The organism is Phycicoccus sp. Root563 (assembly GCF_001427915.1).
In the GTDB taxonomy this organism is placed as follows: Bacteria; Actinomycetota; Actinomycetes; order Actinomycetales; family Dermatophilaceae; genus Pedococcus.
This window is the reverse complement of record NZ_LMGM01000001.1, coordinates 121313-134111: the sequence shown is the minus strand read 5'-3', so window position 1 is coordinate 134111 and position 12799 is coordinate 121313. Positions and strand designations below refer to the sequence as shown.

At 70.3% G+C, this 12799-nt stretch carries 11 protein-coding genes and 1 pseudogene; 3 read left to right on the top strand and 9 right to left on the bottom strand.

The genetic code is table 11. From position 1 onward, the window contains the following. Positions 1-41: 41 nt before the first annotated feature. A complete protein-coding gene (locus tag ASD62_RS00605) occupies positions 42-1046 on the bottom strand; it encodes a TerC family protein (protein WP_056917053.1) in 1005 nt (334 codons plus the stop codon). A 349-nt stretch (positions 1047-1395) separates the two neighbouring features. Then, a complete protein-coding gene (gene uvrB, locus ASD62_RS00600) occupies positions 1396-3504 on the bottom strand; it encodes an excinuclease ABC subunit UvrB (RefSeq protein ID WP_056914301.1) in 2109 nt (702 codons plus the stop codon). Positions 3505-3639: 135 nt separating this feature from the next. Here uvrB and ASD62_RS00595 point away from each other — a divergent pair, with 135 nt between their 5' ends. Further along, positions 3640-4845, top strand: a complete 1206-nt coding sequence (locus tag ASD62_RS00595; RefSeq protein ID WP_235530593.1) for an MFS transporter — start codon at positions 3640-3642, stop codon at positions 4843-4845. Here the strand turns inward: ASD62_RS00595 and ASD62_RS20260 are convergent. The 7 genes from ASD62_RS20260 to rpsA form a co-directional block, all read right to left on the bottom strand. Further along, positions 4838-5158 (bottom strand): DUF202 domain-containing protein, encoded by a 321-nt coding sequence (locus ASD62_RS20260; protein WP_056914300.1) that lies wholly within the window; start codon positions 5156-5158, stop codon positions 4838-4840. The genes ASD62_RS00595 and ASD62_RS20260 overlap by 8 nt on opposite strands. 43 nt (positions 5159-5201) lie before the next feature. After that, positions 5202-5579 carry a YidH family protein gene (locus ASD62_RS00585; RefSeq protein WP_056914299.1) on the bottom strand — a complete coding sequence of 126 codons (378 nt, stop codon included), beginning with the start codon at positions 5577-5579 and terminating at the stop codon, positions 5202-5204. Further along, positions 5572-6762, bottom strand: a complete 1191-nt coding sequence (coaE, locus tag ASD62_RS00580; protein ID WP_056914298.1) for a dephospho-CoA kinase — start codon at positions 6760-6762, stop codon at positions 5572-5574. Before coaE ends, ASD62_RS00585 begins: the two co-directional genes overlap by 8 nt. A 45-nt stretch (positions 6763-6807) precedes the next feature. Then, the gene (locus ASD62_RS00575; protein WP_157581168.1) at positions 6808-7164 is read right to left on the bottom strand and encodes a hypothetical protein; all 357 of its coding nucleotides are present in this window, start codon (positions 7162-7164) and stop codon (positions 6808-6810) included. A 95-nt stretch (positions 7165-7259) separates the two neighbouring features. Continuing rightward, positions 7260-7724, bottom strand: a complete 465-nt coding sequence (locus tag ASD62_RS00570; RefSeq protein WP_056917051.1) for a PPOX class F420-dependent oxidoreductase — start codon at positions 7722-7724, stop codon at positions 7260-7262. A 10-nt stretch (positions 7725-7734) separates the two neighbouring features. After that, the gene (locus ASD62_RS00565; RefSeq protein ID WP_162254740.1) at positions 7735-8502 is read right to left on the bottom strand and encodes a DUF4184 family protein; all 768 of its coding nucleotides are present in this window, start codon (positions 8500-8502) and stop codon (positions 7735-7737) included. Between the two features lie 136 nt (positions 8503-8638). Further along, the gene (gene rpsA, locus ASD62_RS00560) at positions 8639-10153 is read right to left on the bottom strand and encodes a 30S ribosomal protein S1 (protein WP_056914295.1); all 1515 of its coding nucleotides are present in this window, start codon (positions 10151-10153) and stop codon (positions 8639-8641) included. A 157-nt stretch (positions 10154-10310) separates the two neighbouring features. Here rpsA and ASD62_RS00555 point away from each other — a divergent pair, with 157 nt between their 5' ends. Further along, the gene (locus ASD62_RS00555; protein ID WP_056914294.1) at positions 10311-11117 is read left to right on the top strand and encodes a class I SAM-dependent methyltransferase; all 807 of its coding nucleotides are present in this window, start codon (positions 10311-10313) and stop codon (positions 11115-11117) included. A gap of 266 nt (positions 11118-11383) precedes the next feature. Beyond that, a pseudogene (locus ASD62_RS00550) lies at positions 11384-12799 on the top strand (MFS transporter); the annotation flags it as partial.

The window sequence follows — 12799 nt, the reverse complement described above, 5'->3', positions numbered from 1 at the left end:
CGGAGCCGGGAGCGGGCACGCGGGTGCCGTCAAAGGTGCCGTCAGGTGCCGGGCGTGGCCGCCTGGTCGTCCTTGCGGGTCTTCAGCAGGCTGGCCACGGTGGTGACGCCGAGGATGACGACGATGGCACCGAGCGAGACCGAGATCGGGATGTCCGGGGCCCACTCGATGTGCTCGCCGCCGTTGATGAACGGGAGCTCGTTCTCGTGCATGGCGTGCAGCACGAGCTTGACCCCGATGAAGGCCAACAGGACGGCCAGGCCGATGCTGAGGTACACGAGGCGCTTCAGCAGACCCCCGATGAGGAAGTACAGCTGGCGCAGCCCCATCAGCGCGAAGAGGTTGGCCGTGAGGACCAGGTAGGGGTCCTTGGTGAGGCCGAAGATCGCGGGGATGGAGTCGAGGGCGAACAGCAGGTCCGTGGTCCCCAGCGCCATGATGACGATGAACATCGGGGTGGCGAGCTTCTTGCCGTCGATCTTCGTGAAGAGCTTGGCGCCGTCGTACTCCTGGGTGGCCGGGAAGCGCTTCTCGACGAACTTCATGAAGCGGTTCTCCTCGTACTCGTCGTCGTCGCCCTCGCCCTCCTTGGCGAGCTTGACGGCGGTGTAGATGAGGAACGCACCGAAGATGTAGAACACCCAGGCGAAGTTGTTGATCGCGGCGGCACCGACGGCGATGAAGATGCCTCGGAGCACGATGGCGATGATGATGCCGATGAGCAGGGCGGACTGCTGCAGCTTCTCGGGGACCCCGAACCTGGCCATGATCAGCAGGAAGATGAAGAGGTTGTCGACCGACAGCGAGTACTCGGTGAGCCAGCCGGCGTAGTACTCGGTCATGAACTTCGCGCCGTGGGCGTCCTTGGTGAACCACCAGACACCGAGGCCGAACAGGACGGCAGCACCGACGTAGCCGGCCAGCGCGATGCTGACCTCCTTGGTGCTCGGCACGTGGGGACGGCGCGCGATGATGAAGACGTCGAAGAGCAGGACGGCGGCCATCAGACCGATGGTGAGGTACCAGACCCACGGAGCGACATCCATCTTGTCGGCATCCGCGGCGGCATGGACGAGGGAATTCACGAGACGACCCTTCCGGTCACGACTGAGGTGGCCGGAGGTCTCTCCCGCCCCTGAGCTGGTGCGGACCGGCTCCCCGGGCAGCGCCCCGAGCGGCCAGGAGGCCACGGGCGGAGCTGCCGTGATGACGAGGACACCGCGTGGGGATACTCCCCTCCGATGAACATGTACAGCGATGTTCCTCGGGGGGACCCGGCCCTCCGATGAACTTCAGACCGCATCCCCCGAAGAGGCGGGCGTGGTCCGTCGAGCAGTCTCCCAGACTTCGGCCGCCTGCCCTATTCGGTCCGTATGCCGGTGGGTCGCGGCGCCGCTACTGCGTGGCGTTCGACATCTGGCGCAGCTCCTTCTTCAGGTCGCCGATCTCGTCGCGCAACCGCGCCGCCAGCTCGAAGTGCAGGTCGGTGGCGGCCTGGTGCATCTGCGTCGACAGCTCCTGGATGAGGTTGGCCAGGTCGTTGGCCGGCATGCCGCGGAGCCGGTCGCTGGCCACCGCCGCGTCGGCCTGGACCGTCCCCCGGCCGCCACGACCCCCGCCCTTGCCGCGGGACTGGCTGCGACCGGAGCCGATGAGAGCCTCGGTGTCGGCGTCCTCGCGGTTGAGCAGGTCGGTGATGTCGGCGATCTTCTTGCGCAGCGGCTGCGGGTCGACCCCGGCGGCCAGGTTGTAGGCGATCTGCTTCTCGCGCCGGCGTGAGGTCTCGTCGATCGCCTCCGCCATGGACGGGGTGATCTTGTCGGCGTACATGTGCACCTGGCCGGACACGTTGCGGGCGGCGCGACCGATGGTCTGGATCAGCGAACGGGCGGACCGCAGGAACCCCTCCTTGTCGGCGTCGAGGATGCTGACGAGCGAGACCTCCGGGAGGTCGAGCCCCTCGCGCAGGAGGTTGATGCCGACGAGGACGTCGTACTCCCCCATCCGCAGCTCCCGGAGCAGCTCGACGCGGCGCAGGGTGTCGACCTCGCTGTGCAGGTAGCGGACCCGGACCCCCTTGTCGAGCAGGTAGTCGGTGAGGTCCTCGGCCATCTTCTTGGTCAACGTGGTGACCAGGACGCGCTCGTTCTTCGCGGTCCGCTCGCCGATCTCGTGCAGCAGGTCGTCGATCTGGCCCTTGGTCGGCTTGAGCACGACCTCGGGGTCGATCAGGCCCGTGGGTCGGATGATCTGCTCGACGACGCCCGTGCTCTGCGCCAGCTCATAGGGGCCAGGGGTGGCCGACAGGAAGACGGTCTGGCCGATCCGCTCGAGGAACTCCTCCCAGCGCAGCGGACGGTTGTCCATCGCAGACGGCAGCCGGAACCCGTGGTCGACGAGCTGCCGCTTGCGGGACATGTCGCCCTCGTACATGGCACCGATCTGCGGCACGGTGACGTGCGACTCGTCGATGACGAGCAGGAAGTCCTCGGGGAAGTAGTCGAGCAGGGTGTTGGGAGCGGTGCCCCGGGCCCGGCCGTCGATGTGCATCGAGTAGTTCTCGATGCCGGAGCAGGAGCCGACCTGGCGCATCATCTCGATGTCGTACGTCGTGCGCATGCGCAGCCGCTGCGCCTCGAGCAGCTTGCCCTGCTTCTCGAACGTCGCGAGCTGGTCGGCGAGCTCGAGCTCGATGCCGCGGATGGCGCGCTCCATCCGCTCGGGACCGGCGACGTAGTGCGTCGCCGGGAAGACGTACATCTCCGTCTCCTCGCGCATGATCTCGCCGCTGACGGGGTGCAGCGTGTAGATCCGCTCGACCTCGTCGCCGAAGAACTCGATGCGGACCGCCAGCTCCTCATAGACCGGGATGATCTCGACGGTGTCGCCCCGGACGCGGAAGGTGCCCCGCGTGAAGGCCAGGTCGTTGCGGGTGTACTGCATCTGGACGAACCGGCGGAGCAGCTCGTCACGGTCGACCTCCATGCCGACCTTGAGCCGCGCCATCCGGTCGACGTACTCCTGCGGGGTGCCGAGGCCGTAGATGCAGGACACCGAGGCGACGACGATGACGTCGCGCCGGGTCAGCAGCGAGTTGGTCGCGCTGTGCCGCAGCCGCTCCACCTCCTCGTTGATCGAGGAGTCCTTCTCGATGTACGTGTCCGTCTGCGCGATGTACGCCTCGGGCTGGTAGTAGTCGTAGTAGGAGACGAAGTACTCGACCGCGTTGTTGGGCAGCAGCTCGCGGAACTCGTTGGCCAGCTGGGCGGCCAGCGTCTTGTTCGGGGCCATCACGAGCGTGGGGCGCTGGACCTCCTCGATGAGCCAGGCGGTCGTCGCGGACTTGCCGGTGCCGGTGGCGCCGAGGAGCACGGTGTTCTGCTCGCCGGCGCGGACCCGCTTGGCCAGGTCGGCGATCGCGGTCGGCTGGTCGCCGGCCGGCGAGAACTCGGAGACGACCTCGAACGGGGCAACGGTGCGTTGCAGGTCAGTCGTGGGACGCATGGGTCCACCGTATGCCTCGCCACCGACAGCCGCCGCCGGCCCACCCGCGGGGCTGCGCGGCACACCCGGGACGGGCGTCTCACGATCCGGTGAGACACGGCTGCGCGCACCGGGTGCGCGGCGTTGACTGGGCGGGTGGCACTGACCCGCCCCGCACCGGGCCGCGCCGTCGAGGTCGGGACGGTCCGTCGGTGGGCCATGCTCGGCGCCACCACGCTCGCCCAGGCGGCCTCGGCCGTCGCCGTGCACGGACCGGCCTTCCTCATCCCCGCGCTCGTGGCCCGTTCGGGGCTGACGCTCGCCCAGGCCGGTCTGGTGGCGGCCGCACCGGTGCTCGGGACGATGCTCACCCTCGTGGCCTGGGGCGCCGTCGTCGACCGGCACGGCGAACGCCTCGTCCTCCTCGCAGGGCTCGCGGGGACGGCGGTGGCCTCCGTCGCCGGGGTCCTGGCCCCCGGTACGACCACCCTCGCCCTCGCCCTGTTCCTCGCCGGAGCAGCCGCGGCCTCCGCGAACGCGGCCAGCGGGCGGGTCATCGTCGGCTGGTTCCCGCCCGAGCGGCGCGGCCTCGCGATGGGCATCCGGCAGATGGCCCAGCCGGTGGGGGTCGGGGTCGCCGCCGTGAGCATGGCCGTGGTCGCCGACGCGCACGGGGTGACGGCCGCCCTGTGGGTGCCCACCGCAACGGCTGCCCTGGGTCTGGTCCTCGTCGCCGCCGTCGTCATCGACCCGCCGCGACCCGTCCGACGTCAGCAGGCGTCCGACAGCCCCTACCGCTCCGACCGGTACCTCCCCCGGATCCATGGGGTGTCGATGCTGCTGGTCGTGCCCCAGTTCGTGGTCTGGACCTATGCGCTCGTCTGGCTCGTCTCCGAACGTGGCTGGTCCGCCGGGGCGGCAGGCGTCCTCGTGGCGCTCACCCAGGTCGCCGGGGCGCTCGGCCGGATCGGGGTCGGCCAGCTGTCCGACGTCGTGGGCAGCAGGATGCGGCCGCTGCGCTGGGTCGCGGTCGCTGCGGTGGTCACCATGGCGGCTCTCGGCCTCACCGCCGGCCTCGGCTGGGGTGTTGCCGTCGTGGTGCTGGTCGTGGCCTCGACGGTCACCGTGGCGGACAACGGGCTCGCCTTCACCGCGGTGGCCGAGCGGGCCGGCCCGTTCTGGAGCGGACGAGCCCTCGGCCTGCAGAACACCGGCCAGTTCCTCGTCGCCGCGTGCGTGCCCCCGGTCGCGGGCCTCGTCGCCACCCACGCCGGGTATGCCGTGGTGTTCGGGCTCGCGGCGGTGTTCGCCGCCCTCGCCCTGCCCCTCGTCCCGGTGCGCGACGAGCGCGACCTCAGCTGAACCGGGCCACGGCGACCGCGACACCGCCCACGGCGCAGAGCACCGTGATCGCGGCGACCTGGGCCATGGGTGGCAGCGGCGAGTACCCGCGCTCGTCCTCGTGCAGCTGCCTCAGCCGCCGGCGCACCGACACCACCAGCCCGGTGCTGACCGCCATGGCGACCGCGCCACCGCCTGCCACGAACGGCAGGTCGCGCCGCAGGGCGACGACGACGAGCGGCACGAAGGCCACCAGGGCGGTGACGGCGGTGCGTTGCCACGCCAGGGCCGTGCGTTCGGGCTGGAGCGCCTCACGCTGCGGGAACGAGCTCAACCGCACCACCTCCGCACCGAGCGGTGGGGGCGTCTTCCGGGACTCACCGGCGCCGCAGCTCGACCACCGACAGCACCAGCGTGAGCACGGCCAGGACGACGACCCCGCCTGCCAGCACCCCCAGCGAGCGCGGTGCAGGCAGCGGCTGGCGCAGTCGCAGGGCGCGCTCCACCCGCGCCCACGCACCGACGGCACGCAGGGACAGGGCGGCGCCCCCGAGGCAGGCAGCGGCTCCCACGAGGGCGGTCCAGGCAGGCAGGGAGTCCAGGCTCGCCAGCGACACCATGGCCACGCCGCCGCCGACGAGGGCCAGGGCGGTGCGCATCCACGCGAGGGCCGTTCGTTCGTTGGCGAGGGAGAAGCGGGGGTCCGGCTCCTCCCCAACGCCGTAGACGCTGCGCGGGGTCCGGTCGTCAGCCACGCGGGTACGTCCACCCCGTGTCCCGGGCCCAGGCGGCCGCTCGTTCGTGGACCGAGTCGAACCACGGCTCCTTGGCGTCGGCGTAGGCGCTGACGGTGTCGGTCGTCGTGGCGAGCCGCTGCTTCTCGGCGGCGTACTCGGCCCGCGCGGTCGGGTCGGTCCGCATCCAGTCGCGGAAGACGAGCGCCCAGCGCCAGCCCTCGCTGTCGACCTCACGGACGTGGACGTGGGCGATCCGCCCGGGGTCGGCGCTGCCGAGGAACCGCTTGGGCCAGACCGACCCGTCCTTGCTGTTGTCGTTCCAGTCACCCGGGGGCCGCGGGAATCCGGCCCTGCGCAGCGTCTCCAGCAGCTCCGGCTCGTCGACGTCGGCCAGAGACCGCACCCCCACCTGGAGGTCGATGACGTCCTTGGCGATGAGCCCGGGCACCGCCGTGCTGCCGATGTGGTCGGCAGCGACCAGGACGTCACCGAACGCGCGACGCAGCCGTCCGAGCAGCCGGTCGGCCTGCGCCGGCCAGGTGGGGTCGGGCTCGTGCAGGACGAGTCGCTCGGGCCGGCGGGACCGGGTGCCCGTGCGGACGTTGACCTCGAACGGGACCAGGCGGTCGCTCCACAACCGGTCCACCGCGACCCCGAGGTCCTCCCTGGCCCCGTCGTTGTCGATCCACACGTCCGCTGCCGCCCGGCGCTCCTCGTCGCCGGCCTGCGCGGCGATCCGGCTGCGGGCCTCCTGCTCGGTCATCCCCCGCGTGGCCGCGAGGCGCTTGACGCGGGTCGACTCGGCCGCCCCCACGACGACGACCAGGTGGTACGACGGGCCCATCTGCTTCTCGACGAGCAGCGGCACGTCGTGCACCACGATGGACCTCTCCCCCGCCTGCTCGACCAGCTCCGAAGTCCGGGCGGCGATCAACGGGTGCGTGATCGCCTCGAGGTCACGCCGCGCCGCCCGGTCCGCGAACACGATGGCCCCCAGCGCCGGGCGGTTGAGGCCGCCCTCGTCGTCGAGCACGTCCTCGCCGAACCGCTCGGCCACCGCCTGCAGTCCCTGCGACCCCGGAGCCACGACCTCGCGGGCCAGGGCGTCGGCATCGATCACCACCGCTCCGAGCGCCGAGAACCGTTGGGCCACAGTCGATTTCCCGGACCCGATTCCACCCGTGAGACCGACGCGCAACATGCCACCCACCCTAGTCCCGACTCAGGTCGTCCAGAGGAGCAGAAGTCAGGCAAGCCACCAACGGGGGACGAACGCGAGCTCGCCCATGAGCGTCGCCACCAGCCATGCCGCGATGGCACACAGGCAGGCCGCGAGCCAGGCCCGACTCCGGTGCCACCTGGATGCGGCGGCGAGCAGGAGCAGCGTGGACGAGATCGTGAGCACCAGGACGGTGAGGTACTGAGGCATGCCGTGGCCGCGTGCACAGCTCGGTGTGACTCCGATGTTGCAGGTGGCGAAGCTCGGGAGCCCCACCCAGAACCAGCCGACGAAGTATGCCGCCAGCAGCCACGCCGGCACGCTGAGGATCGCCACGATCGTCTTGACCGTGCCGATCAGGACCCCCCACACCGTCCCCTCCATGCCCGGGAAAGATAGTGGCCTCGCCGCCCGAGAAGGGCGCGGTTCGCGCCGCCTGTGCCCCGATCGTGATGTCCTGGGCGAGGCGGGGTCGGGCGTCAGTCGGCCAGGCGGGCGGGGAAACCGCCTGTCGCGATCGGCGACCACCGGGTGGGGGTGAGGCGCAGGATCGACTTGCCCTGGTCGAGCATCGCCTGGCGGTACTCGTCCCAGTCGGGGTGCTCCCCCGAGATGCAGCGGAAGTAGTCGACGAGCGGTTCGACCGACTCAGGTGCGTCGATCACCTCGCAGTCCCCGTCGACCTGCACCCACGCCCCGCCGAAGTCGTCCGACAGGACCATGACGCTGACCTCGGGTCGCCTACGGGCGTTGTTCGTCTTGGCCCGCTCCGGGTAGGACGAGATGACGATCCGACCCTCCTGGTCGACCCCTCCGGTCACGGGTGACGCCTGCGGACGCCCGTCGGACCGCGTGGTGATGACCACCATCTGGTGGCGGGGGCGCACGAAGTCCAGGAGCCCCTCGAGGTCGACCTTCGTGTTCGTCGCGATGCTGCGTGCCATGTCCGGCACGCTACCTGCCCGGAGCCCACGCCCCCACTCGGCCGGCAGCTCGAGCGTGCCAGGCGAGGCAGACGGCGACCGCGCCGAGGCCCGCCGCCAGCCCACCACGGGTGACGACCCGGAAGAGCATCGACTCGAGGTCGGGCGGGGCGGTGACCAGGCCGACCAGGGCACCGACGAGGAGGCCCACGAGGACGACGAGCAGGGCGCCGAGCCGCTCGCGGAGGGTGCTCCTGCCGATGACGGGTCGCCTTGGCGGCGCGTTCTCCCGCACCACCCGTGCGACCGCCCAGGCGAGGACCGCCAGGCCGCCGACCGCCCCACTGACGAGCTGGGCCCACTGGTGCCCGGGCACCCCGGCGTGCTCCGCGGACAACCAGGCGATCCACCTGACCCCGAACCTCCCGGGGTGGGTGAAGCCATCCCACAGCACGTGGGTCACCGCCCCCGTGACCACGGCCAGGGTCAACCAGGGCAGGTCCACGACCCGGGTGCGGGCAGGCTCCGGCACCGCTCTTCCGATCCGACGCGGCAGGAGGTCACGCACCGGCGCGGCGACCAACCGCCGCCAGAGCAGGACCCCGAGGACGCCCGCGACGAGGTCCACGGTCACGATCCCGAGGGCGGAGTGGCTCAGGCCGGCCGAACGCCCGCCTGTGAGAAACCACGGGTAGTCCGGTGCCATCGACCCTGCCACGAGCCCGGCCGCGGGCAGGAACCGCTCGGACCGGCCGGCGACCGGGAGGACTGCGGCGACGTGGCTGACGGTGAAGGGCACCGCCACAGCCAAGCACGGGCCGGCGCCTCAGCGGTGCCCGACACGGTGAACGCCGAGAGGCCCGGCTCCCCCGCAGGGGAACCGGGCCTCTCGAAGCCGTGCCCACGCCATACCGAGGTATGGCGCGAGCGTGGGCTCAGTTGCCGGTGAGCTTCTCGCGCAGCGCGGCGAGGGCCTCGTCGGAGGCCAGGGTGCCCTCGGACGCCGGAGCGGCCGGGCGGCTGCTGCTGCCCGAGTCGCTGTCGGACGACGACGAGGAGGAGGAGGAACCCGAGTCGGAGGAGTAGGACGTCGCGGCACCGGCGTTGGCCGCAGCCTCGGCGTCGGCCTTGGTGGCCTCCTCGATCTGGGCCTTGTGGGCCTCCCAGCGAGCGTGGGCCTCGGCGTACTGCTTCTCCCACTTCTCGCGCTGGGCGTCGAAGCCCTCGAGCCATTCCTGGGTCTCGGGGTCGAAGCCCTCCGGGTACTTGTAGTCACCCTTCTCGTCGTACTCCGCGGCCATGCCGTAGAGCGTCGGGTCGAACTCGGCCGTGGGCGCGCTGTCGTCGTTGGCCTGCTTGAGGCTCAGCGAGATCCGGCGACGCTCGAGGTCGATGTCGATGACCTTGACGAAGATGTCGGAACCGACCGTGACGACCTGCTCCGGCAGCTCCACGTGGCGCTCGGCCAGCTCGGAGATGTGGACCAGGCCCTCGATGCCGTCGTCGACGCGCACGAACGCACCGAACGGGACGAGCTTGGTGACCTTGCCCGGGACGACCTGACCGATCGCGTGGGTCCGGGCGAAGTGCTGCCACGGGTCCTCCTGCGTCGCCTTGAGCGACAGGGAGACACGCTCGCGGTCCATGTCCACGTCGAGAACCTCGACGGTGACCTCCTGGCCCACCTCGACGACCTCGGACGGGTGGTCGATGTGCTTCCAGGACAGCTCGGACACGTGGACGAGGCCGTCGACGCCGCCGAGGTCCACGAACGCACCGAAGTTGACGATCGAGGAGACGACGCCGGAGCGGACCTGCCCCTTCTGGAGCTCCTTGAGGAACGTGGTGCGCACCTCGGACTGGGTCTGCTCGAGCCACGCACGGCGCGACAGGACCACGTTGTTGCGGTTCTTGTCGAGCTCGATGATCTTGGCCTCGATCTCCTTGCCCACGTAGGGCTGGAGGTCGCGGACGCGACGCATCTCGACGAGGGACGCGGGGAGGAAGCCACGGAGGCCGATGTCGAGGATGAGTCCACCCTTGACGACCTCGATGACGGTGCCGGTGACGACGCCGTCCTCTTCCTTGATCTTCTCGATCGTGCCCCAGGCGCGCTCGTACTGCGCGCGCTTCTTGGACAGGATCAGACGACCTTCCTTGTCCTCCTTCTGGAGGACCAGGGCCTCGACCTCGTCGCCGACCTTGACGACCTCAGAGGGGTCGACGTCGTGCTTGATCGAGAGCTCGCGGGAGGGGATCACACCCTCGGTCTTGTAACCGATGTCGAGCAGGACCTCGTCCCGGTCGACCTTGACGATGATTCCCTCGACGATGTCGCCGTCGTTGAAATCCTTGATCGTCGCGTCGATCGCGGCAAGCAGTTCTTCCTCGGTGCCGATGTCGTTGATGGCAACCTGAGGGGCGGTCTTTTCGACCGTGCTGGCAGTCATGTAGTAGGAACTCCGATGATGGACAGTGAATAGAAGATGGTTGTTGTGCTCACGCTCGCGCGCACCGGTGGGGTGATACGACGAAGCGCGCACACGGATGTGCTCCCCCACCCTACCGAGGCCGTCCCCGCACGGTCAAAACACGAGAGGTCCACCGGTGAGCGAGTTTGCGCAGGTCAACCGTCGCGACGCGGGAGCCGAGGAGACCGCGGCCGCCAACCGGTCCTGGTGGGACGCCGAGGCCGGCGAGTACTACGCCGAGCACGGCACCTTCCTCGGTGACGCCCAGTTCGTCTGGGGACCCGAGGGATGGCGCGAGGAGGAGCTGACGCTGCTCGGCGAGGTGGCCGGACGCCGGGTCCTCGAGATCGGTGCGGGTGCCGGGCAGTGCGCCAGGTGGGTCGCCGCCGCCGGGGGCACCGTCGTCGCCACCGACCTGTCCGCCGGGATGGTGCGCCAAGGCCTCGACCTCAACCGGAGGTCGACCCCGGAGCAGGCCGTGCCGTTCACCCAGTGCGACGCGGTGGCCCTTCCCTTCGCCGACGGCAGCTTCGACCTCGTCTTCACGTCGTACGGCGCCGTGCCGTTCGTCGCGGACACCGCTCTCCTCATGCGTGAGGTGGCCCGGGTGCTGCGCCCCGGTGGCCGCTTCGTCTTCTCCACCACGCACCCCTTCCGCTGGGCCTTCCCCGACGACCCCGGCCCCGCGGGCCTGACGGTGGGCCAGTCCTACTTCGACCGCACGCCGTACGTCGAGAGCGACTCCGACGGGGAGGCGAGCTACGTCGAGCACCACCGCACCGTCGGCGACCGGGTCCGCGAGCTGGTGGCCGCAGGCCTGTTCCTCGTCGACCTCGTCGAGCCCGAGTGGCCCGACCGCAACGACCAGGCGTGGGGCGGGTGGTCCCCGCTGCGCGGACAACTGTTCCCCGGGACCGCGATCTTCGTCTGCTACCGCCCCTGACCTGCACCTTCTCCGCGGACGCCGGCCGGGCGCCATACCGGACGCGGCCGGTGCCGGTATGGCGCGGGCGCAGGGTGCCCGGTTCGCTCCCCGGAGTGCGGATGGTCCCGGTTCGCCCTAGCGTTCTGGCGGCGCCGCACCCGAACCACGGGTCCGCGCCTGGAACTCAATGAGGAGGAACCGTGGCGTCAGACGTCGAAACAGGACGCATCACCACCGACATCCCGGCCAGGCTGGACCGCCTGCCCTGGGCCCGGTGGCACTGGATGGTCGTGATCGGCCTGGGGACCGTGTGGATCCTCGACGGCCTCGAGGTGACCATCGTCGGCTCGATGTCGGAGGCGCTCAAGCCCACCGACACGGGACTCGGCCTCAGCAGCTCCGACATCGGGATGGCCGGCGCGGTGTACGTCGCCGGTGCGTGCCTGGGAGCCTTGTTCTTCGGACAGCTGACCGACAAGTTCGGTCGCAAGAAGCTGTTCCTGCTCACCCTGGGCGTCTACACCGTGGCCACCGTGCTGACGGCGTTCGCCCCGAACCCGCTCTGGTACTTCATCGCGCGGTTCCTCACCGGCATGGGCATCGGCGGCGAGTACGCCGCCATCAACTCGGCGATCGACGAGCTGATCCCCAAGAAGTATCGCGGTCGCGTGGACGTGGCGATCAACGGCTCGTTCTGGATCGGTGCCGCCCTCGGCTCCCTGCTCACCATCCCGCTGCTCGACCCGAAGGTCCTCGACCCGGCCATCGGCTGGCGGCTCGCCTTCGGCCTGGGCGCCATCCTCGCCGTGGGCATCCTCGTGGTGCGACGCCACGTCCCGGAGAGCCCGCGCTGGTTGTTCATCCACGGCCGTGAGGACGAGGGCGAGACGATCGTCAAGCAGATCGAGGGGACGGTGGCCGAGGAGACCGGGCGCGACCTGCCCACGATCGACGACGAGCCGATCACCATCCGGCAACGACGCACCATCTCCATCCCGGAGATCGCCAAGACGGTGTTCACGCTCTACCCGCGCCGCACCGTCCTGTGCTTCCTGCTGTTCGTCGGCCAGGCGTTCCTCTACAACGCCTTCTTCTTCACCTACGGTGACAGCCTGACCACGTTCTTCGGGGTGAAGCAGACCGGGTGGTACATCGCCATCTTCGCCGTCAGCAACTTCGCCGGCGCACTGCTGCTCAGCCCGTTGTTCGACTCGATCGGCCGGGTGCGCATGATCGCCGGGACGTACCTCCTGTCGGGCGTGCTGCTGGCCATCGCCGGCTTCAGCCTGGGTGGCCTCAGCGCAGTGACCCTGACCCTGTTCGGCGTGGTGATCTTCTTCTTCGCCTCGGCCGGGGCCAGCGCCGCCTACCTCACCGCCAGCGAGGTGTTCCCGCTCGAGACCCGTGCCCTGTGCATCGCGTTCTTCTACGCCATCGGCACCGCGGCCGGCGGCATCAGTGGTCCGCTGCTGTTCGGCAAGCTCATCGACGACGCCTCGGCGTCCAAGGACATCACCGGTCTGGCCGTGGGCTACTTCCTCGGCGCGGCCCTGATGGTCATCGGCGGCCTCGCGGAGGCGTTCCTCGGCGTCAAGGCCGAGGGCCAGTCGCTGGAGAGCATCGCCCAGCCGCTCACCGCCGACGAGGCCGACTCCGACGGTGGCCCCGGCGACCAGGGAACGGGTCGCGGTCCCCGGCAG